At 61.3% G+C, this 21,447-nt stretch carries 19 protein-coding genes, 1 tRNA gene and 1 pseudogene; 15 read left to right on the top strand and 6 right to left on the bottom strand.

The window, feature by feature from the left end; translation table 11 throughout:
- Positions 1-6 precede the first annotated feature (6 nt).
- The 4 genes from DXX99_RS08455 to DXX99_RS08440 are packed head-to-tail and all read left to right on the top strand — an operon-like array spanning position 7 to position 4,776.
- Positions 7-1,110, top strand: coding sequence for a type IV pilus twitching motility protein PilT (locus DXX99_RS08455; protein WP_115793060.1), 1,104 nt, complete (start codon positions 7-9; stop codon positions 1,108-1,110).
- A 21-nt stretch (positions 1,111-1,131) separates the two neighbouring features.
- Positions 1,132-2,751 (top strand): GspE/PulE family protein, encoded by a 1,620-nt coding sequence (locus tag DXX99_RS08450; RefSeq protein WP_205664677.1) that lies wholly within the window; start codon positions 1,132-1,134, stop codon positions 2,749-2,751.
- Between the two features lie 20 nt (positions 2,752-2,771).
- Positions 2,772-3,533: a hypothetical protein gene (locus DXX99_RS08445; protein WP_134642981.1), complete on the top strand. Its 762-nt coding sequence runs from the start codon at positions 2,772-2,774 to the stop codon at positions 3,531-3,533.
- A gap of 7 nt (positions 3,534-3,540) precedes the next feature.
- A complete protein-coding gene (locus tag DXX99_RS08440) occupies positions 3,541-4,776 on the top strand; it encodes a type II secretion system F family protein (RefSeq protein ID WP_115793058.1) in 1,236 nt (411 codons plus the stop codon).
- On the opposite strand, the gene DXX99_RS08435 is transcribed toward DXX99_RS08440, so the two are convergent.
- Positions 4,773-5,759, bottom strand: a complete 987-nt coding sequence (locus tag DXX99_RS08435; protein ID WP_240610880.1) for a zinc-dependent alcohol dehydrogenase family protein — start codon at positions 5,757-5,759, stop codon at positions 4,773-4,775. The genes DXX99_RS08440 and DXX99_RS08435 overlap by 4 nt on opposite strands.
- 144 nt (positions 5,760-5,903) lie before the next feature.
- Between DXX99_RS08435 and DXX99_RS08430 the strand changes: the two genes are divergently transcribed.
- The 11 genes and pseudogenes from DXX99_RS08430 to DXX99_RS08385 all read left to right on the top strand — a co-directional run bounded on the left by DXX99_RS08430 (position 5,904) and on the right by DXX99_RS08385 (position 14,768).
- Positions 5,904-6,185: a hypothetical protein gene (locus DXX99_RS08430; protein ID WP_115793056.1), complete on the top strand. Its 282-nt coding sequence runs from the start codon at positions 5,904-5,906 to the stop codon at positions 6,183-6,185.
- 142 nt (positions 6,186-6,327) lie between these two features.
- Positions 6,328-7,920, top strand: coding sequence for an IS200/IS605 family accessory protein TnpB-related protein (locus DXX99_RS08420; RefSeq protein WP_115793055.1), 1,593 nt, complete (start codon positions 6,328-6,330; stop codon positions 7,918-7,920).
- A gap of 29 nt (positions 7,921-7,949) precedes the next feature.
- Complete coding sequence (locus DXX99_RS08415; RefSeq protein ID WP_115793054.1) at positions 7,950-9,155, top strand: amino acid permease; 1,206 nt, start codon at positions 7,950-7,952, stop codon at positions 9,153-9,155.
- Between the two features lie 250 nt (positions 9,156-9,405).
- Positions 9,406-10,884 (top strand): putative sulfate exporter family transporter, encoded by a 1,479-nt coding sequence (locus DXX99_RS08410; RefSeq protein WP_115793053.1) that lies wholly within the window; start codon positions 9,406-9,408, stop codon positions 10,882-10,884.
- A 23-nt stretch (positions 10,885-10,907) separates the two neighbouring features.
- Positions 10,908-11,063: a hypothetical protein gene (locus DXX99_RS11560; protein WP_165847789.1), complete on the top strand. Its 156-nt coding sequence runs from the start codon at positions 10,908-10,910 to the stop codon at positions 11,061-11,063.
- 210 nt (positions 11,064-11,273) lie between these two features.
- Positions 11,274-11,359, top strand: a tRNA-Leu gene (locus DXX99_RS08405).
- Positions 11,360-11,599: 240 nt separating this feature from the next.
- Positions 11,600-12,451, top strand: a complete 852-nt coding sequence (locus DXX99_RS08400; RefSeq protein ID WP_115793070.1) for a metal ABC transporter substrate-binding protein — start codon at positions 11,600-11,602, stop codon at positions 12,449-12,451.
- Between the two features lie 119 nt (positions 12,452-12,570).
- A pseudogene (locus DXX99_RS08395) lies at positions 12,571-13,197 on the top strand (metal ABC transporter ATP-binding protein); the annotation flags it as partial.
- Positions 13,190-13,321 (top strand): hypothetical protein, encoded by a 132-nt coding sequence (locus DXX99_RS12030; protein ID WP_276308337.1) that lies wholly within the window; start codon positions 13,190-13,192, stop codon positions 13,319-13,321. The pseudogene DXX99_RS08395 and the gene DXX99_RS12030, both read left to right, overlap by 8 nt.
- Before the next feature lie 48 nt (positions 13,322-13,369).
- Positions 13,370-14,197 carry a metal ABC transporter permease gene (locus DXX99_RS08390; RefSeq protein ID WP_115793051.1) on the top strand — a complete coding sequence of 276 codons (828 nt, stop codon included), beginning with the start codon at positions 13,370-13,372 and terminating at the stop codon, positions 14,195-14,197.
- Entirely contained in the window at positions 14,169-14,768 is a 600-nt protein-coding gene (locus DXX99_RS08385; RefSeq protein ID WP_115793050.1) for a class I SAM-dependent methyltransferase, read from the top strand. The genes DXX99_RS08390 and DXX99_RS08385 overlap by 29 nt, the downstream gene beginning before the upstream one ends.
- On the opposite strand, the gene cobN is transcribed toward DXX99_RS08385, so the two are convergent.
- The 5 genes from cobN to DXX99_RS08360 form a co-directional block, all read right to left on the bottom strand.
- The gene (gene cobN, locus DXX99_RS08380; protein ID WP_115793049.1) at positions 14,765-18,487 is read right to left on the bottom strand and encodes a cobaltochelatase subunit CobN; all 3,723 of its coding nucleotides are present in this window, start codon (positions 18,485-18,487) and stop codon (positions 14,765-14,767) included. The two genes, DXX99_RS08385 and cobN, sit on opposite strands and share 4 nt — an antisense overlap.
- A 71-nt stretch (positions 18,488-18,558) precedes the next feature.
- Positions 18,559-19,380: a hypothetical protein gene (locus tag DXX99_RS08375; protein WP_115793048.1), complete on the bottom strand. Its 822-nt coding sequence runs from the start codon at positions 19,378-19,380 to the stop codon at positions 18,559-18,561.
- 13 nt (positions 19,381-19,393) lie between these two features.
- The gene (locus DXX99_RS08370; RefSeq protein ID WP_134642979.1) at positions 19,394-20,101 is read right to left on the bottom strand and encodes a hypothetical protein; all 708 of its coding nucleotides are present in this window, start codon (positions 20,099-20,101) and stop codon (positions 19,394-19,396) included.
- Between the two features lie 137 nt (positions 20,102-20,238).
- Complete coding sequence (locus DXX99_RS08365) at positions 20,239-20,823, bottom strand: ABC transporter ATP-binding protein (protein ID WP_205664676.1); 585 nt, start codon at positions 20,821-20,823, stop codon at positions 20,239-20,241.
- A gap of 55 nt (positions 20,824-20,878) precedes the next feature.
- Positions 20,879-21,442 carry a hypothetical protein gene (locus DXX99_RS08360; RefSeq protein ID WP_134642978.1) on the bottom strand — a complete coding sequence of 188 codons (564 nt, stop codon included), beginning with the start codon at positions 21,440-21,442 and terminating at the stop codon, positions 20,879-20,881.
- Positions 21,443-21,447: the final 5 nt, after the last annotated feature.

The raw sequence follows: 21,447 nt of genomic DNA, 5'->3' as shown, positions 1-21,447 counted from the left end.
GAGGCCATGGGCGGTTCTCAGGTTCCCGAACTCAGGCGCAAGCGTATCCCTTTCCACATCGAAGAGCTTCTGCTGGAGACCAAGGAAAGAGACGCCTCCGACCTGCACCTGACCGCCTTCACTCCTCCGATTCTGCGCATCGGGGGTTTTCTCACCCCGCTGGAAGAGTACGACCCCTTGAGCCCCGAGGACATCCAGCGGCTGGTCTACCAGCTCCTGAGCCCCCGCCAGCGGGAGGTGCTGGAGCAGCGCCTCTCGGTGGACCTGGCGGTGGGCATGGCGGGCATCGGGCGCTTCCGTGTCAACGCCTACTACCAGCGGGGGAGCCTAGCCTGCGCCCTCCGGCGCTTGGCCGACGAGATCCCCCAGCTGGAAAGCCTGGGCCTGCCCGAATCGGTTTACCGGCTCCCCGACCTTACCTGCGGGCTCGTCCTGGTGACCGGCGCCACCGGCTCGGGTAAGTCCACTACCCTGGCCGCCATAATCGACCGGATAAACGAAAAGTACCGGCGCCACATCATCACGGTGGAGGACCCCATCGAGTACGTGCACTACAACAAGCTCAGCATCATCAACCAGCGCGAGCTTTACACCGACGTGCCCTCCTTCGCCGATGCCCTGCGCGCGGCACTGCGCCAGGACCCCGACGTCATTCTGGTGGGCGAGATGCGGGACCTGGAAACCATTCGCACGGCCATCATGGCGGCCGAGACCGGCCACCTGGTCCTCTCCACCTTGCACGCACGCGACACCGTTTCCACCTTCGCCCGCATCATCGGCGTCTTCCCCACCGAGGAGCAGGGCCAGGTGCGGCAGCAGCTGGCCGCCTCCGTGCGGGCGGTCATCGCCCAGCAACTCCTCCCCAGGGCCGACGGGAAGGGAAGGGTGCTGGCCTGCGAGGTGTTGATCGTGACTCCGGCGGTGGCCAACCTCATCCGCCTGGGCAAGGATGAACACATAAGGCTGGTGCTGGAGACAGGCGGGCGCCTGGGGATGCAGACCATGGAGCAGAGCTTGGCTCAACTGGTCAAGGCGCGGCTCATCGACCTCGACACCGCCTTCGCCGCCGCCCGCAACCCGGCCTTGCTGAAGGAGAAGCTCGCCCTTTAAACGGAAACGAGGTGATCGCTGATGGCCATTGCCCGCTCGCGCCTGGGCGAGTTCCTGGTCTCGTCCGGCGCCATCAAGCAAGAGGAACTCATGGCGGCCCTGCGACTGCAGCGGGGCACCAACAAGAGGCTGGAGGAGGTGCTACTGGAACAGGGCTTCCTCCAGGAGGACCGCTTCGTGGAATTACTGAGCCGCTTTTACGGCCTGCCTGTTTTTTCGCCGGATCGGGTGCAAATCACTCCGGAGCTCTTGCAGCTGGTGCCGGCTGCCCTCGTCCGGCGCTACGACCTCTACCCGGTGCGGTTGGAGGATAACGAGCTTTTCCTGGCCTGTAGGGGGGAAGTGGCCCCCGGGGTGGTGGAGAACCTGCGCCGGTTGACGGGGAAGAACGTGCGCCTGGTGCTCATGCGCCCCAGCGAGCTGGAGGAGGTGCGCAAGCTCGTCCTCGGGGAGGAGCAAGAGGCAGAGCCGGCGGAGGGGGGCTCGGTGGCCCAGCTCCTGGACGCCCTGCTCATAAAGGCCATCAACCTGGGAGCCTCCGACGTGCATCTGGAGCCGGAGCCGGACCACCTCAAGGTGCGCTTCCGCATCGACGGGCTGCTGCGCCCGGTGGAGCAGTTACCGCTCGACCTCTTCCCCGCCCTGGTCTCGCGCATAAAGGTGCTGGGGGGTATGAACATAGCGGAGAAGCGCGCCCCTCAGGACGGAGGATTCGTCTTCCGCCCGGCGGAAAACGGCCGGGCCACTAACGTCCGTGTCTCCGTCCTCCCCTCCGTGCGGGGGGAGAAGGTGGTCATGCGGCTTCTCCCTTCGCAGGAGAAGATCATGGAGCTCAAGGATCTTGGCATGACGGAGGAGCTGCTGGAGAACTTCCGGCAGCTGCTGGCCTTGCCCCACGGGCTCATTCTGGTGACCGGGCCCACCGGCTCGGGCAAGACCTTCACCCTCTACGCCGCCCTCAAGTACCTGCGGCGGCCGGAGGTGAACATCATCACGGTGGAGGACCCGGTGGAGCTCCAAATGGAAGGGATAACCCAGGTGCAGGTGGACTACGCTTCCAAGAAGCTCACCTTCTCCGACGCCCTGCGGGCCATCGTACGCCAGGACCCGGACATCATCATGGTAGGGGAGATACGGGACGGCGAGACGGCGCAGCTGAGCCTGCAGGCAGCTCTGACCGGGCATCTGGTCCTCTCCACCCTGCACACCAACGACGCGGTGAGCGCGGTGGAGCGCCTGGCCGACATGGGTTGCGAGCGCTACCTGGTGGCGGCCGCCCTGCGGGGGGTGCTGGCCCAGCGACTGGTGCGCACCATCTGCTCCCGCTGCCGCGCCAAGGTCAAACCCTCCCTGGCGGAGCTCCTGGCCCTGGGGCTCGACCCCGAGGCGGGGGAGGAGTTCTACGCCGGCCGGGGCTGCGTCTACTGTCACCAGACCGGCTACCGGGGGCGCACGGGCATCTTCGAACTCCTGGTGGTGGACGAGGAGCTCCAAAAGCGGATCGCCTCCGGCGCCGACACCATGACCCTCAAGGAGTTGGTGGCGGGAAGGATGAAGACCATGCGGCAAGATGGCTTGGAGAAGGCGAGAAAGGGGATCACCACCTTGGCCGAGGTCATCCGCGTCACCATGAGCCTTTAAAAGCTGGGAGGGAGGAAAACGTGCGAGTGAGGATGATAGTGGCCTTAATCCTTCTTTCTCTGTTTCTCGCTTCCGCCGCCTGGGGGCACGCGCCGGGGGATAAGCCCCCCATATCTTTCGACGAGATCTCCCCCATCGTGCTGCGGGAGGGAGGCAAAGAGGTCAAGATCTGCTTCCGGGACGTGGTGTACCACCATGGCAAGAAGATGGGAACCGGTTCCTCGGTGCTGCCCGGTGTGATCTTCGCCTACCGGGCCTTCCAGACGGGGCTGGAGAAGCTGGGGGAAACGCCCTGCCGGGAGGACCTACGGGTGAAGTGCGCCCTGCCCGACTACTCGGCCGTGGTCTGCCTGCAGTACCTCCTGGGGGATCAGGGGCGGCTGGAGGTTGTGCTTCCCGACGGCGCTAAAGTCGAGCCCCTTTCCCCTCAGAACCTTTCCAGGTTCGCCCGCAACCTGGGTCCGGAGCATTACTGCCTGGTTTTGACCCATCTCCCCACCGGCAGGGAGGTCGAGGTCCGGGTAAAGAAAGAAGTCTTTCCTCCTAGATACTTCGAGCTGCGCCGGATGGTGCTTTACCGGGAGCCGCGGCAGGCCACTGAGCAGGAAGGGCAGGCCCTGGCTTCCATGGAGGTATCGCTGGTGGAAAAGTTTGCCAAGGGCGAGCCCTGGGAGCTTTTCGAGGGCTTCAGGCAGCCCTTCCCGGTGGTAGAAGGAGTCATCACCGGCGGATTGCTGCTGGCCCTTGCGGCGGGTCTCCTCTGGCCGCGGTTGAGGAGGTAAGGACGAAGTGCCGCAGTTCCGGTATCAGGCGCTCGACGCTGGAGGCCGGCGGGTGCGGGGGGAGGTGACGGCGGCCAGCCCAGCCCAGGCGGCGGCCCTTCTGCGCAGCCGGGGGTTCACGGTAACCGAGCTGCGCGAAGTGGAGGAGGCCCCCGCCCAGCCGGCGGCCAAGGAGCGGAGGGATCTCCTGGCCCAGCTGAGCTTGGTGCGGCAGGGGGAGGTGCTGCTGTGCCTCAAGCAGTTGGCCTCCCTCGTTCGCGCCGGGGTTTCCTTGACCCTGTCCCTCTCCGTGCTGGAAAAGCAGACCAAGAGCCGCAAGCTCCGCTACATCCTGCGCCAGGTGCGCGAGGCGGTGGAGGGAGGCGTGCCCCTCAGCGAGGCCATGGCCCGGCACCGCGTCTTTCCCCGCCTGGTCACCAGCCTTGTGCGCACCGGAGAAGCCAGCGGTCTGCTGGACGTCTCCCTGGAACGGGCCACCCGCTACTGGGAAGAGAGGCTTGCGCTGCAGCGGCGCATCATTTCCGGGATAATCTACCCGGCCTTGGTTTTCGTGGCCGCCCTCGGGGCAGCCATTTTCCTCATCGCCTACGTCATCCCCCGGCTCCTGCCCTTCCTGCAGGAGATAGGGGGAGAACTCCCCTGGAATACCCAGCTCCTCATACGCATAGGCGAGGTGGTCCCCCCGAACCTGCCCAAGATCGGCCTGGGGACGGCGGGCTTCCTGGTTTTCCTCCTGGTGGCGCTGCGCATCCCCTTTCTCCGCTACTACCTGGACCGCTACAAGATTTATCTCCCGGTGCTGGGGGAGATCTTCCAGTACGCTCTGGTGGTCCACTTTGCCAAAACCATGGCCCTGCTCTTGCAAAGCGGCGTTTCCATGATCGAGTCGCTGCGCGCCACCAAGGAGACCGTGGGCAACCTGGCCTTGCAACGCATCCTCGAACGGATAGAAGAGGCGGTGCTGGCGGGCGAAAGCCTCTCCACCCCCCTCTCCCACGCCACCTCCATCTTCCCTCCTATGGTAGGGAGCATGGTGCGCGTGGGGGAGGAGACGGGAGGGGTGGACGGAGCTCTGGAAATGCTGGCGGGAGTGTACCAGGAACTCCTGGAGACCAAGATCGAGCGCGCCCTTTCTCTGATCGAGCCCCTGCTCATCGTGCTCATGGGCGGGATGGTGGCCTTCGTGGCCGCCGCCCTTATTGGGGCCATCCTGGCCAGCTACGGCGCCATGTCCCACCGTTAAAGGACTAGGACCCCGGCCCCGTTGATCCTCCCCTCCTTAAGTTTCTGCAGGGCTTCGTTGGCCTCTTCCAGGGGGAAGGTTTCTACGGTGGTCTTCACCGGGATGACGGCCGCCAGCTCCAGGAATTCCCGGGCATCCTGGCGCGTGGCGTTGGCTACACTGCGCACCACCCGCTCGTGGTAAAGGAGCTCGTACTTGAGTTGGGGAAGATCGGTCATGGTGATCCCGGCCAGGACGAGCACCCCTCCCCTGTCCAGGTGTCCGAGTGCCAGGGGCACGAGCCAGCCTGCCGGGGCGAAGATTATGGAGCTATCGAGCTTTTCCGGCGGGCTTTCCTGGGGAGTGCCAGTCCAAACCGCCCCCAGCTCCCGGGCCAGCTCCCGGTGATGGGCGCCGCGGCTGAAGACAAAAACCTCGCACCCCCAGTAGGTGGCCACCTGAATAGCCAGGTGGGCGGAAGCCCCGAAGCCGTAAAGCCCCAGTTTCCTTCCGGGCCTGATGCCGCTGAGCTTCAGGGCGCGGTAGCCGATGATCCCTCCGCAGAGGAGAGGAGCGGCCTTCGCCGGCTCGAGCCCCGGGGGCAAGGGGCAGACGAAGTCTTCCTCCGCCAGCATATACTCGGCGTAGCCCCCGTCCACGTGGTAGCCGGTGAAGCGGCCTTCCTCGCAGAGGTTTTCCTGCCCGTTGCGGCAAAAGCGGCAGGAACCGCAGGTGTGGTAAAGCCAGGGGACTCCTACCCGATCTCCCACCTTTACCCGGGTTACCCCTTCGCCCGTCGCGTCCACCACCCCGACCACTTGGTGCCCGGGTATCAGAGGGAGCTTGGGCAGGGGCAAGTCCCCCTCCACCGTGTGCAAGTCGGTGTGGCAAACCCCGCAGACCTCTACCCGCAGGCGTACCTGACCCGGTCCCGGTTCGGGCTCGGGCAACTCGGTCTCGATCAGCGGTCTTTCCTCAATGGGGCGGGGCTCAGACAAGAGCATAGCCCGCACGGATGGATCCCCTCCTTTCGTTAGGGGGTTTTATTTCCACTTCAAAGCTTTCCTCTCCTGCTTCTCACCGCTCTCCGTGGTGTGGTAAAATGTTGCTCAAAAATTTGTCAGCACGACAGCAGGGGAGGGGGAAAATTGGATATAGCCCAGCTTAATGGAATCTTACTGCGCAGAAAAAGGATCGAGCAGGTGAAGGCTCTGGCAGAGGATCAAGCATACAGGCTCAAGCGCGAGATCGGGACTCTGGAACTTTTGTTTCTCTTTGTCGGCTCGCTCATAGGTGCCGGTATCTTCGTATTGCCGGGAGTGGCGGCGGCCAAGTACGCCGGGCCAGCGGTGAGCCTTTCCTATCTACTGGGAGGTTTACAACAGTTGATAACTTCTGGCGAAATGTGTATATTGGTGCCTGAGCTATGAGGCGGAAATTGTTAACCCTCAAAGAGTGCAAAGAAATTTACGGGCTAAAGCCCGGGGTTCCCTCCCGAACCACGAGAGACAGGGGTTATCGGCCCCTGCTAGAATCCCTGGCAGTGAGTGGTAAGAGGGGCGGGAAGAAGAAGTGATAACCCTGAAGTCGCTTTTAGAGTTCCAGAACGAAGAGGACAGGCAGAGAGTGCTCGACCTCATGCGGAGGTTCTCCTCCGCCGAGAGGTACGGCTACCGGAGGCTCCTCGAGGGTCACGAGAGGAACGGGCTGAAGTCGCACCTGGCCCACGTCTTTCAGATCAACACCCGCTACGCCGACGACGCCATCTTGAAGGCCCAGAGCATCCTCAAGTCCTGCCGGGAAAGGGGCCAGAGCCCTTCCAAGGTAGTCTTCGGCTCGAGAAACCTCTTCGAGAAGCTCAAAAAGAAGCACTTGAACGGTTCAAGGCGCGAGGAGCTGAAGCGGGAGTGGAGGGAGAGGAGGCAGGGGAACCTCTACTCCCGGGGAGACAGGAGCAAGCGGGGGAACCTCAACCTCCGCTTCGTCTGGCTTGAAGGGGAGCTTTACCTCCGGATATGCGTGGGAGAAAGGAGATGGGTCTGGGCTAAGGTCATAAGGCCGGTCAAGAGAGAAAAGGACAAGTGGATAGGCTTCATCTGGAGCCTGCGCCAGGCGGAGAAGACCGGTGAGTGGTTCCCCTACGACGTGGAGCTGAAGCTCAAAGACGGTGAAGTCTACGCCCTCGTGAGCGTCAAAGAGAAGTTCCCTCCCGCCACCATCACCCTGGAAAACGGGGTCTTAGGGATAGACGTCAACGCCTACCCTTTTCACCTGGCCCTGGCGGAAGTTTCTCCCGACGGGAACCTCCTGGGCTACGAGAGGATAAGCCTCCACGAACTTCTTTCCGCCTCTCACGACAAGAGGGAGTACCTCTGCTGGCAGGTAGCCTACCAGGTGGTCAACTTAGCCCTGGAGAAGGGTAAGGCCATCGCCATGGAAGACTTAGAAAAGTTGCCGAAGGGGAGGAGGGAAGACGGCCTCCCCAAGCTCCGGAAGAAGCTCCAGCGGTGGATTTATAAAAGCCTCCTGGAGAAGATAGAGATCCTGGCCAAGAGGCACGGGGTAGAAGTAGCCAAGAAAGACCCCTCCTATACTTCGGTGATAGGGAAGTTGAAATACGCGCCCCAGTACCTGGTGGACAAGGACGTAGCCGGGGCTTTAGTCATCGGAAGGAGGGCCCTGGGTTTTGAGGAGAAGCTGCCGGAGTCTTACCGGCTTTTGCTTAAAGATGAAGAGTTTCTGCTCTACTCCACAGCTCAGCTCGAGGAGAAGGTAAAAGAGCTCAAGCGAGAGCTGAGGAAAGAGGAAAATGAGTGGCGGAAGAGGGCCATAAAGAAGCGGCTATCGGCTGTACGTAGTGAGCTTAAGACCCTTCAGAGGCACTTACGCACACTTCAAAGCGGGGAGAGTGAGCCTGCTTCCCGACATCCGGCCAACCGAGGGAAGGAGCCGGTGAGGGGTAGTCTTTCGGGACTACGAAAAAGCTGGCGAGTTCTCTCCGCAGCCCTCACCGTCCCGCTTCTCGAAAAGTTCCCTCAGGTGAAAGGCACCGTGAGGGACTTTTCTCCCCTGAGATTGATTTTGGTTTCGGGGGACTGGGAGCGGGCGGTGGGAAGGTCAGTTCCCGTTCCTGGTGCGGGGGCGGCTGTGCAAAGGTGTGGTTAAACACTTTTGTACAGTTTTAAAAACCGGGGCTGGTCTGCATCTGCGTCGGCCTATGCTACGTAGAGTTTGCCTCTATGGCTCCCTTCGCGGGAAGCGCCCACACCTACGCCTACATCGCTCTGGGAGAAATCTTGGCCTGGATCGTGGGGTGGGATCTCCTCTTTGAGTTCACCGTGGTGTGCAGCACGGTTTCGGTCGGGTGGTCGGGCTACGTGGTTTCTTTTCTTAAATCCCTAGGGGTTGATCTGCCTGCGGCTTTCACCCGGGATATTGCCCACGGAGGGATAATCAACATCCCGGCCATCCTGGGCCTGGGGCTGGTGGGCTATGTTGCTTACAGCGGCATCAAAAACGTCAGCCGGACCAACGTGCTGCTCACGGTGATCAAGCTGCTGGCCATCCTTTTCTTCCTGGCCTGTGGCCTCCTTCACCTCAAGCCGGCCAACTGGCACCCATTTGCCCCCTTCGGGCTCTCCGGCATCCTGACCGGAGCTGCCCTCACCTTCTTCGCCTACACCGGCTTCGACGGCATGACCTCTGTCCTGGAAGAAGTCAAGAACCCTCAGCGGAGCATCCCCGTTGCCCTCATCGGCGGCCTGGGCATAGTGATTTTGCTTTACGTGAGCATGGCGGCGGTCCTCACCGGGGTGGTGAACTACGTTCGCCTGGATGTCCCCGATCCCGCTGCGTTTGCTCTTATGGAAATGGGCATCCGCTGGGGTGGGGCCTTGATCTCCGTGGCCATACTTTTCGGCCTTATCGCCGTCATGCTGGGCTACGGTTTGAGCGCCACCCGGGTTCTCTTCGCCATGAGCCGGGACGGGTTGCTACCTCCCGTTTTCGCCCGTGTTCACGAGCGCACCCGCGTCCCTCACATAGCCACCCTTGCGATTTTCGGTGCGGCCATACTTGGAGGCGGTTTTCTTTCGATCAACGAGCTGGCGGAGCTGGCAAACATCGGCGGTTTGACGGCTTTCACCCTCACCTCGATAAGTGTCATGGTGATGCGCGTGACCCGGCCGGAAGCCAAGCGCACCTTCAAAGTGCCGACACTATGGCTGGTGGCTCCCTTGGGCGTCATCGGCTCCCTGGCTCTGATTTTCAGTCTGCCTGCCGTCACGCTGATCCGCTTCGCTGTCTGGATGCTGATGGGTTTCTTGGTCTACTTTGGTTACGGGGTCAGGCACGCCAGGGTGAAGCTGGAGGCAAGAAATTTGGACTCCGTAAAAGTATAATCGAAAAAGTTAAAGCCATCGGCTTGGGTTTGCTTTCTGCTCAATTTCGGTGTTGCCATTGAGCTAGGCGGCCTTAAAGGCCGCTTTTTACCTTAATTTAACCTTTACTTTCGCGCATTTCTCTGATAACCTGTAAATAGAATGTAAAAGAAGTTGGTTCGAAGGGGGTGAGGACGAGACAAGGCGGGAAAAGGGAGGCATAGGGCGGTCGGTGTAGGGCGAACACTGTTCTCGGTAAGGAGGGATGGGCATGGCCCAAGAGAGAAACAGTGGTTCCCCGCTTCTAACCACCGAAGACTGGTGGGCAGTATGGCTCGGACTTCTGATCTTCTTCCTAGCTCTGGGCAAGCTTTATGGCGTCGACCTTCTAGGCTGGGTAGTCAAAACCGACATGTGGACCGACATATCCAAGGCCCTTTCCCCGGTATCCAAGCAGTTCGCGCAAAGCATGTCCGGTATAACCTCCTTGATCCTCACCTATTTGTTTCTGCTGGTCATCACCACCGTCGGAGCAGCGGCCATGCGCTTTAATGTGGGGCGCTTCGTGGTAGGGTTCACGATAATTTTCTGGCTCGCTTATATCTGCTGGATTATCGGCCACTGGGGCCCCATAGCGGCGCCGACCGAGGCCGACGCGCAGAAGCTGGGCATGGCCAAGCCTGTTCTGCGCCTGACCGGTGAGGCTGGCTTCATCGTAGCCCTGATCTTGGGTCTCATCATCGGTAACTTCTTCCGCGGCTTCGCCCAGTTCCTGGAAGAAGCTACCCGTCCGGAGTGGTACGTCAAGACTGCCATCGTAATTCTCGGTGCCTCGATAGGTATCAAGGCCTGCGACGCTCTGGGCTTGGCGGGACAGATCCTGGCGCGCGGTCTGTGCGCCATCGTGGAAGCCTACCTCATTTACTGGCCTCTGGTCTACTTTATAGCCCGGCGTTACTTCAAGTTCACTCCGGAGTGGGCGGCTCCCCTGGCTTCCGGCATCTCCATCTGCGGCGTCTCGGCAGCCATTGCTACCGGTGCCGCCATCCGCGCCCGGCCGGTGGTACCCATCATCGTCTCCTCCCTCGTCGTTATCTTCGCCGTGGTGGAGCTCATCCTGCTTCCCTTCCTGGCTCAGGCTTTCCTTTACACTCAGCCCATGGTGGCCGGCGCCTGGATGGGCTTGGCCGTGAAGACCGACGGAGCGGCGGTGGCCAGCGGTGCCATAACGGCGGCCCTCATCCAAGCCAAAGCCATGAACCTGCTGCAGGTGAAGTGGGACAAGGATTTCATCACCATGGCAGCCGTCACCACCAAGATCTTCATCGACATCTTCATCGGCGTCTGGGCCTTCATCCTGGCGCTGGTGTGGGTCTACAGCATTGAGCGCAAGCCGGGTGTCCAGGTGCAAGCCATCGAAATCTGGCACCGTTTCCCCAAGTTCGTTATCGGCTACTTCCTAACCTTCCTGGTCATGCTCCTCGTGGGCCTGGGTCACCTGCAGGACAAGGCTTTCATAAACACGGCCAAGGCGGCCATGGGAGAGGCCGACAGCTTGCGGGGCATCTTTTTCGTGCTGACCTTCTTCACCATCGGTCTCATGTCCAACTTCCGCAAGTTGTGGGAAGAGGGGATGGGCCGACTGGCGGCGGTCTACCTCATCTGCCTCTTCGGGTTCATCGTGTGGATCGGGCTCTTCATCTCCTGGCTCTTCTTCCATGGCGTGTACCCGCCCAGGTTGCCCATGTAAACGGGGAAAGGGGGTTTTAGGCTATGGCCAACGAGTTGGAGAAGCAGCAGGAGGAATGGACAGACATCACTCCACCGGAAAAGAAACTGATCTGGTGGACTCTAGGGATCGGTATAACGCTTCTGGTTTTCTTCCTCATACTCTTCCGGGTGATCATCCCGCCGCCTTCGGTGGGTTAAAATCGCTCCAAGATCAAAGTTTTCTCAGGGCGCTTGTTTAGCAAGCGCCCTTTTTGTTGGGTGGCAAATGAAATGCGGCGGGGAAAAGATGGGAAGTGTGGCCGAAACTTGCATCCAGACCAAGCTGCTTAAACAGAACCAAGCCTACTATCCTAAAGGCTTTTCGAGGGGCAAAGCTATCTGATATAATGAAAGTGCCTAGTTTGGTGCGCCGGAGTGGCGGAACCGGCAGACGCGGGGGACTTAAAATCCTCTGGGCTTTGCCCGTGCGGGTTCGACTCCCGCCTCCGGCACCAGTCAAGGATTTCAGCCCCTCCCGAATCCCTCCGGATCGAGGAGGGGTTTTGGTTTTAGGTGGGGAGGCTCTGGCAGGATAAGGTCAAAGTCAGGTAGAAATGCTTTTTAACTTTAGGTTAACGGCAGCACGAAGCTGTCCGCCAGAAACGCGAAGGTTTTGGTTAATCGAAGTCACGGAGGCTCCTCCGAGGCGCGGGAGAACCTGCGTGGCTTTTTACTTTTATTCCGGAGGTGGAAGGATGAGAAAGCAGCGTATCTTGGTTCCAGCTGTCGTCGTTCTTTCGGCGTTAACGTTGCTTCTGGCCGGTTGCGGCACCAAGGCCCAGAAGGAAAGCCGGCTCAACGTGGCCACCGGCTCCACCCTCATTGCTTCCATCGTGGAGGAAATAGGCAAAGATCGCGTGGCAGTTACCAATATTGTTCCTCCCGGCGTATGTCCCGGGCACTTCGATCTCAAACCCGGCGATGTGCAGAAACTTTCCACCGCTCAGCTCTTGCTCTACCACGACTGGGAAGGCAAGCTCTTCTCCGAGAACCTGCTAAAGTCGGTGCACAACGATAAGCTAGTGGCCGTGCCCATAGCGGTGCAGGGGAACTGGATGGCGCCGCCGGTGCAAAAGCAGGCCATCGAGGCCATTTCCGCCGCGCTCTGCCAGCACGATCCTTCCAACCAGGCTTTCTATCAAGAGAATGCCCGCAAAGCCCTGGCCGAGGTGGAAGCTAAGGAGAAGGAGCTCCGGGCCAAGTTGCAGGCGGCCAACGTGAGCCAGGTGAAGATACTTTGCGCCGAGATGCAGCAGGGCTTTCTTAAATGGGCGGGGTTCCAGATAGTGGGCACCTACGGCCGCCCGGAAGACCTCACCCCGCAGAAACTGCAAGAGCTCCTGCGTAAGGGCAGGGAAGAAGGGGTTAAACTGGTGGTGGACAACCTGCAGAGCGGCCCGGATGCGGGCAAGGGGCTGGCGGAGGAACTCAAGGTGCCCCACGTGGTTCTCTCCAACTTCCCGGGCGCCTGGCCGGGAACCGATACCTGGGCGGCGGCGGTGACCAAGAACGTGGATCTGCTCCTGGAAGCGCTCAAGAAGTCCTAGAGGGGGAAGGGATATTTCCGGCGAGATCGTCATCGAGGTAAAAGAGGCGGTCGTTTCCTACCGGGAGGACGTGGCCTTGAAAGGGGCTTCTTTCACGGCCCGCCGGGGGGAGCTGGTGGGGATCGTGGGGGCCCAACGGGGCGGGCAAGACTACCCTGCTTACTTTGATCAACGGCCTGGCCAGGATCTTGCACGGAGAGGTAAAGGTGCTGGGCCACCGGGTGGAGAAGCGCTTTCCCTCCTGGCTCAGGCGGCGTGTCGGCTACGTGCCCCAGATCCAGAACATCGACCCCCGGATGCCTATCAGTGCCCGGGAGGTGGTGATGATCGGCCGCTACGGCAAACTAGGCCTGCTGCGCCGGCCGGGAAGGCGGGACTGGCAGGTGGTGGACCACATGCTGGAGCTGGTGGGGATGACACCCTTGGCCTCCCGCCCCATCGGCCACCTCTCCGGGGGCGAGCAGCAGCGCGTGGCCATTGCCCGGGCTCTGGCCCAGGAGCCGGAAATTTTGCTTCTGGACGAGCCCACCACCGCCCTGGACCGCCGGGCGCGGGAAAGCCTTGTCGAGCTTATCCGCCAGATCCACCACGCTTACCGGCTAACCACGCTGGTGGTGACCCACGAGATCGAAGTGGCCAAGAAGCTCTGTGACCGAGTGGTGCTGATGCGGGAGGGGCTTGTGTGGGGCGAAGGTCCCCCGGAGGAGACGCTGCGGGAAGAAGTTCTAGATCGGCTTTTTGCCTGAAGAGGAGCTGGAGGAGTTTTTCGCGGTGGAGAAGATAATGGAGGCCGAGGCTTTTGCCGGCCCACCTCTGGGGAAAATCGGCGACGCGCTGGACTCCAAGATCATCGTGGCGCGCAAAAAGTAGGCAAGGGAGGAGTTTTCTCTGGATCTTTCCATCCTGGGCTGCCGTTTCATGCAATACGCCCTCCTGGCCGGGTTGCTGGGAGGGATAGCCTGCTCCTTAATCGGGGTGTTCGTGGTCACCATGAGCCTTTCCTTCATTGGGGTGGCCATCGCCCACGCCGCCTTTGCCGGGGCGCTTTGCGGCGCTCTGCTGGGCTTTAACCCGCAGCTGGGTTCCTTGCTCTTCAGCCTGGCAGCGGCGGCGGTCATCGGGCCCCTGGCCGACCGGGGGGAGTTCAACCCCGACACCCCCATAGGCATCGTCTTTTCCGCCACCATGGGCCTGGCCTTCCTCTTCATGGGCTTACTCCCCGGGCCCAAGACCCAAGCCCTGGAGCTCCTGTGGGGCAGCATCCTCACGGTGACCACTTCCGGTGTTGCCCTGCTGGCGGGCGTGGCCGTCCTCATCCTGCTTCTGGTGCTGCTTTTTTTCAAGGAAATCCAGGCGGTGATCTTCCACCGGGAGATCGCCCTGGCCGTGGGCATCCCCGCCCACCTCGTTTTCTACAGCCTGCTTTTCCTGACGGGAACGGCCATCACCGCTTCCCTGCCCAGTATTGGCGGCCTTCTGGTTTACAACCTCATTCTCAACCCGGCCGCGGCCGCCTATCAGCTCACCTATAACCTCAAGCGCATGTTCTTCCTGGCCGGGCTTTTCGGAGTCATATCCTGCTGGGCGGGGCTGGCCCTTTCTTATCTTTTTAACCTTCCCAGCGGGGCCACCATCGTGCTGGTCTCGGTGGCTATTTTCATTCTCTGCAGCCTTTTCTCGCCTAAACGCAAGGTCAAACAGTGGAGGAGGGAACTCCATGGACGAGGCAACCAGGCAATACTTTAACGAGCGGGCCGAAAGCTGGGATGAGAAGATCCGGCCGGAAACCAGGGAGCGGCTGGCTCAAATAATCAAGGAGCTCGGGATTAAGCCCGGCAGCCGGGTGCTGGATGTGGGCTGCGGTACGGGAATCCTGATCCCTTTACTGCTGGAGGCAGTGGGGCCGGAGGGGAAGGTGGTGGCTTTCGACCTGGCCGAGAAAATGCTGGCCATCGCGAAGGCCAAGTACGGGGAAGAAGGGGTGGAGTACGTGCAGGGAGACATAGCCTGCGCCCCCTTTCCGGACGGAACCTTCGACGAGGTCATCTGCAACTCTTGCTTCCCCCACTTCAAAGACCAGGCCCGGGCAGTGCGGGAGATCTTCCGGATTTTGAAGCCGGGCGGCCGGGCGGTGGTCTGCCACACCATGAGCCGGGAGGCGATCAACGAACTTCACCGCTCCCTGGGCGGGGTGGTGCGGGATCATCTCCTGCCCGAAGAAGAAGAGATGCGTCGCCTCTTTCGCGAGGCCGGTTTCGTGGAGGTTGAACTCGTCAACCGGCCCGACCGGTACCTGGTCACGGCCCGCAAGCCCTAGGACCTCTCTTCCAGCAGCCCCTCCACCTCCAGGTAGAGGTTCTTGAGCCTTTCCTCCAGCTCCGGCGCTGGCCGCCAGAGCCCTCGGCTTATGGCTTCCAGAAGTTTGGCCAGGATGTTATGCAGCGCCCAGGGATTGACCTCTTTCATCCACCCGGCCACCTCCGGATCGAAGACGTACTTTTCGGCCAGCCCCTCGTACATCCAGTCCTCAATCACCTGGGCGGTGGCGCTCCAGCCGAAGATGTAGTCCACCATGCGGGAGAGATCCCCCGCTCCCTTGAACCCGTGCTCCCGCATTCCCTTAATGTACTTGGGGTTGAGCACCCGCGCCCGGAAAAGCCTCCTGCTTTCCTCCAGCAGGGTGCGCACCTTCACCTTGCGGGGGTCGGAAGAGTCGCCCACGAAGCTCACGGGGTTGCCCCCCAGAGAGCGGGCGGCGGCGATCATCCCCCCGTGATAGGCGTAGAAGCAGTCGTCGTCGAAGATGTCGATTTCGCGGCTGTCCTCGTTTTTGATGGTGGCGTCGAGCCGGGCCAGGCGCCGGGCGAAGACCTCTTTGGCCTCCCTGGCGTAAAAGCGGCGCCCGTAAGCGTACCCTCCCCAGGTAAGGTAAACTTGAGCTAAGTCTTGAGCGTCCTTCCAGTTGCTCTCGTCGATCACGTGGTTTACCCCGGCCCCGTAGGCGCCCGGCGGGTCGGAGAAGATGCGGAAAAGGGCCTCCTCCCGCGCTTCCTCTTCCTTCACACCCCGGGCTAAGGCGGAGCTCACCTCGGCCAAGAAGTGCCGGCGCAGCAGGTTGCCTCCCTCTTCCTGTTCGGCCACCCGGCGCACGGCGTCGTCCAGCAGATGGATGATATTAAGGAAGGTGTCGCGGAAGAGGCCGGAGACGCGCAGGGTGACGTCGAGGCGCGGCCGCCCCAGCTCCTCCCTGGGGATGAGTTCCAGCCCCCTTACCCGGCCGGTGGCCTCCTCCCACACCGGCCTTACCCCCATAAGGTATAGCGCCTGGGCGATGTTCTCCCCGCCGGTGCGCATCTCGCTGGTGGCCCAGATGACCATGCCCACGTTCTCCGGGTAAGCGCCGCGCTCGGCCAGGTAGCGGGCCAGGAAGAGATCGGCCAGCTGCTTGCCTACCTCCCAGGCCGCGCGGGTGGGCAGGGCCTGGGGATCGACCGAGTAGAAGTTTCTCCCCGTGGGAAGGACGTCGAGCCGCCCCCGGGTGGGAGCTCCCGAAGGCCCCGGCGGGACGTAGCGGCCGGAAAGGCCGGCGAGGCAAGCTTCGATTTCCTCCCGCACTCCCTCCAGGCGGGGCCAGACCTCCCGCGCCACGAACTCCAGTACCCGGACGAGCTGCTCCTCTTCCCGGCCCAGCACCTGCGCCACGATCCCAGGGCAGGCGGCGGGGTCGAAGCCGGCCTGCACCAGCAACCGCAAGCATTCCTCCGTCTTCTCCTCCACCCGGTCGAGCAGGGCGGCAGCAGTGGTCCGGAGCTCCGGGTACCAGCGGCTGGGGTTATCCTCCAGCTCCCGGTAGGAAAAGCCCAGCGCCTCGGCCACCGCCTCCCTTAAGGCGGGGATCTCCCCGTGGGGCAGGCGGCACAGAGCGCCCAGGAAGTGCACCAGCTTATCCCCTTCCGGCGGCTGCCCCAGGATGTGCAGCCCCTCCCTGATCAGGGAATCTCCCACCTCGTGCAGGTAAGCGTGCAGGCGCTCCAGGAAGGAGTCGAAGCCTTGCTCGTCTTCCCCGGTGACTCCTAGATCGCGGTCCAGGTGGCTTTCCTTCACTTTGGCCCAGATGGCCTCCTTTATTCTGGGGAGCCGGGGCGGGTCGAGGTGCAGGGCTTCCTGGTATTCCCGGCAGAGAGTTTCCAGCGCCTCCAGGTGCTCGTATTTGCCGGCGGAGGTCATGGCCGGCACCAGGTGGTCCACGATGCAGGCCCAGGAGCGGCGCTTGGCCTGGGTCCCCTCCCCGGGGTCGTTCACGATGTAGGGGTAGACATTGGGAAGTCGGTCCAGCGCCAGGTCCGGGTAGCAGGAGGCGGAAAGGCCGCTTCCCTTGCCGGGCAGCCACTCCAGCGTGCCGTGCTTGCCCAGGTGCAAGACCACATGGGCCCCGAAGTCCTCCTCCAGCCAGCGATAGAAGGCCAGGTACTGGTAGGGGGGAGGGAGGTCGGGGTCGTGGTAGGCGGCTTCCAGCTGGGTTTCAAAGCCCCGGGGAGGCTGCAGTCCCACGAAGATGTGGCCGAAAAAGCGCCCCGGTATCAGGGTCTCTTGGTTCCAAGTCATGACCTTTCCTGGCGGGCTTCCCCAGTTGGCAGTAAGCTCCCCCTGCACGGAAGGGGGAAGGAAGGCGAGCCAGTTCTCCAGGCGCGCCAGGGGCACACGGGCGGCGGCCCGCTCTCTCCTGGTTTCCGGCGGGGACCAGTTGGCGTCGTTGGTCAGGCCTTCCAGGATATTCTGGAAAAGGCTGGCGGCGTCGGGAGGGAGGTTTTCCACCCGGTAGCCGGCCTCCTTCAGGCGGCAGAGGAGACGGTAGAGGCTTTCCGGGGTGTCGAGCCCGAAGGCGCAGCCGATCCGGTCATTGCGCGGCGGGTAGTTGTGCAGGATCACTGCCACCTTGCGCTCGGCTGGGGGAGTGCGCCGGAGCCGAACCCAGTTGCAGGCCAGCGCTGCCACCTTGTCCACCCGCTCCGGATCGGGTTTGTAGAGCACCATCGTCCCCCCGGTCACCGGGTCCCGCTCCAACTCCTCCCGGAAGGCCACGGGCACGGTGATCAGCTGCCCGTCGAACTCCGGCAAAGCCATGCTCATAATAACGTCCGGAGGTTCCAGCCCTTGAGAGCTCGCCGCCCAACGCTCCTTGGGGGTGATGGCGGCTATGGCCTTGATCACCGGCACCCCCAACCGGAGGTAAAAGTTCTCCGGCGCCGGGCGGGCAAAAGTGGGGGTGGACTGGGTCTGGGAGAACATGAGGGCCGAGATGACGGCGTCCACCGCCGGCCGACCCCCACGGTAAAGCAGATTTTCCACCACCCAGGCGATGCCCCGGCTGCCTAAAGCGGCGTTGGCCGAGGCGTAAAGAAAAACGGGCAAGGCCTCTGTCCCTCTCTTCTCCAGCGCCTTCACCAGCGCGTCGACGAACTCCAGATTACCGGCTACCCACCAACTCTGGTAAAAGAGCAGGGCGACAAGGGGCTTCTCCGGGTCCACCTTTTCCCAGAAGGCTTCCGGCTCAAGGCAAGAACCGTAGCGCGGATGGTAAATCCCCTCCCAGGGCAGGGGCCGGGGCGGAGGCGGTAAAGCGGAGCCGAGCCCCGCTTTCCAGCAGCACCACTCGAGCAAAGCCTTGAAGTTCTCCCTCCCGCCGTAGCTCACGTAGCGGCGGACGAGATCGTATTCCTCTCCCCCGATGGTGCTGATCCGTCTCAAACTTTCGTCCTCCTCGGCGGCGGTGGGCTGGACGTGCAGGGGCAGGCCCTTCTGGTGGGCGAGCTCCACCACCGCCTTGAAGTGGGGCATGGACTCCGGCCCGCCCATCAGGTGAAAAAAGATGAAGTGGCTTCCCGCCGCTTCCTCCAGGAGCTCCTTTCCCCCTTTGAGCTGCAGGTCGCGCCGGGTGTAGGCCCGGACCCGTATCCTTTCCCCGAGCTCCCGCGCCGCCAGGCTCAAAGCCTTGACATCTCCCTCGATCGCCGTGCAGAAAAGCAGCCGCAGCACCTTTTTATCCCCTCCGGCAAAGGTCTTGGGCTTTTAAATTCCTTGGCTACCGGCCCAACTCCTTCCGCTCTTTAAAACAGGCGGCGCCGGAAAACAAGGTAGCCAGCCACTCCCGCAGCGACCAGCCAGGAGCAAGCGAGACACCCGGCAGCGAGGAAAGAAGAAGGGGCGAGCTCCGGCCCCAGCGCCTGAGCCAGGAGCACCGGCCCCGCCACGGGGCCCAAGAGACGGGCGGCGAAGGGAGAGGTGCCGGCGAGAGCGACCAGGAAGGTGTTCAGCAATATGGTCCACACGGTGGCCATTCCCGGTTGCTTGAGCGCCGGGGAGAGAAAGAACAGGAAGATCGCGGACCACCAGTTAGTCACCAAGACTCCCACAAAAACCCAGGCAAGAACCGGCAGGCCAGGGCCAGAAATGAACCGATCACCCACGATAAGATACGGGGGCAAAGTTTTGCTGATGGAGGAGGGAGATAGGCCCAGGGCAACTACGGCCGTTAAGGCGAAGGCTAAGAGACAGTACAGCCAACCGGCCAGAAGCCAGGCGGCGATCTTTCCCGTCCAGTAGCCAAGCCGGTGGGGCAGGCGGATGAGAATCATGCGCTCCCAGGGAATGGCGAGAAGCGAAAAGGGCTCTCCCATGGCCACCAAAAAAGCCGCGGGGAGACTCACCCATCCCAGGACTTCGTACACGGAGGGATGAAGAGATGGGCCCATAAAGACTTCAGCTACGAGGTGCCAGAGATTGAGGGTGTCCGCTTGCTCGACGCGAAGCCGGAAAACCACCTGAATGGTTTGGTAACATAGGTAAAGAAAGAGAAAGCCGAGAACGCCCACCCAGCGCCACCAACGCGGGCGGCTGAGCATTTCCACCATTATGAGCCGCATCCACATTGTTACAAACCTCCTACAGATCTCGCTTACTTACGTTCAGGCGTCCCGCCATTCCGGCGATAAGAAATAGCGCCGCTCCTGCCGCCATAGAGGCCGGCACGGTGAATACGGAGGGCATCGAAGGATTGCATTCTCTGTGGGCGGCAAGCAGAAGATGCAGGGAGGGCAATAAAAAAGACAGTGGGTGGTGCAATTGGTGCCAGGCCCCGTAGGAAAGGAGGCAGAGCACCACCCCGGCCGCCCAGCCCCAGAAAGCCCGCCGGGCGACCAGAGCGAGATTCAGTGCGACGGCCCCCAGGGCAGCCAATCCCACGCTCAACAGCAAAAAGATTCTTAGCGCGACGAGCGGGGGAGGAATGGCGAGGCAAGAAAGGGGGAGACCACCGGGATACTTCCAACCCGACAGGTAAACCAGCCTACTCCAGCTCCCTCCGAAGGAGGTAGCCAGTCCCCCGAGGACTCCGAAGCCGAGAAAAAGCAGGGCAGTGAAAAATACGGCCAGCAGGGCCACGGCTCCGTTCTTGCTCCAGCACCACAGAACTCGGGAGGAAATTCTTCCCGCAGTTAAATAAAACCAGTTACTTTCCAGTTCCGAACTGGCCGAATCGGACACCAGGGCAAGGAAAAGAGCAGGGTAGATAATCATTACCAAAAAGGGCTGATTACAAGCCCAGAGCAACACATCCCACTGGTTGGCAACGGCAAAACTCCCCCCTCTCACCTTCAGATCTGCTAGACAGAGCCCAAGAAGCAACAAGATTGCAGCGGGAACCGACCACCAGCGATGGCGGGTCAGAGAGATAATAACCTGCGTCCAGAGTGCGGCCAGAAAAGTTCTGAGCAACTTCTTCACCCCGGTCAGCTCAGGACGCCGTTTTTAAGAGTTAAGATTCGGTCGGCAACCGCTTTAACCTCTTCCAGTTCGTGGGAAGTCATAACGATGGCCGTTCCCCGGTCGCGGAGCTCCCGCAGCATGGCCAGAAAGCTTTCGCTGTACTCGGGGTCGAGGGAGTTGGTCGGCTCGTCCAGCAAAATAATGGACGGGCTTTCCATTATGGCTTGAGCGATCCCGAGGCGCTGTCGCATCCCCAAAGAGTAGGCTTTCACCGGTCGGCGGTCGGTAGGGTTCAATCCCACCCGCTCCATGGCGGCATCGATCTCTTCATCTCCAATTTTCCCGCGCAGCATGGCCAGAAGGCGGAGGTTGTCTTTGCCCGAAAGGTGAGGGAGAAACCCCGGAGTTTCGATGAGAACCCCTACATCTGCCAAGGTTCCTCCCTTTTGGGGTCCGATCGTCTTCCCCCCGGTGACGATTTTTCCCGCGTCTGGATAGGCCAAACCGCTGATGAGTCGCAGAAGCAAGGTCTTGCCAGAGGCGTTAGGGCCGATTATTCCCACGATTTCTCCATATTGAACGACGAGGTCGATATTTTTCAGAACCAAATTGGATCCAACACTTTTCCGCACGCCGGTGACTTCTATGGCGTACCCCTTCGTATTAGTTAAGAATATCCCTCCGTTTCATAAACACGTAATAGGTGAGTAGCAGCAAAGTTGCCGTGACGGTTATCCATATCAGCGGTACAAAGAAGTTATATTCCTGAAGGGCGGAACCAACCAAACTGCTCCAACCGCTGATGTAAGCCCCGGAGAGAACTATAGGTGAACAGGACACCAGGTCTACACCAGTTATTATCGCTAGAACGCCGAATAAGAAGTTCAAGCCCACATGCACCAGCCAGGGGATGCCCAGTACCAGGTAAATGTTGGTCGTCCAGAGCGAGAGCAGAAGGGACAGGCTGGCGTAGGCCGAGGCGGCCAGGGTGGCTACGAAAGTGACAATCACCACGTAAGCGAAGGGGTGTTCGAAGAAGAACCGGTGAAGAAAGACCGGATCAGGATCGATATAGTCGGGAGGAGCGGCAGGTTTGGTGAAGGTTGGAGTCGTCCCCACCCAGTGCCAAGGGGGGAGCTCTAAAGGAAAAAAGACGAGGGAAGAGAGGAAAGACAGCATGAGGCCGGTGAACATCACGAGGGCGGTGGTAGTGACCACCGTTGCCATTTTGC

It is taken from the genome of Ammonifex thiophilus (assembly GCF_003368535.1).
In the GTDB taxonomy this organism is placed as follows: domain Bacteria; phylum Bacillota; class Desulfotomaculia; order Desulfotomaculales; family Ammonificaceae; genus Ammonifex; species Ammonifex thiophilus.
The sequence above is the reverse complement of the archived record's forward strand: the minus strand, read 5'-3'. Positions and strand labels throughout refer to the sequence as shown.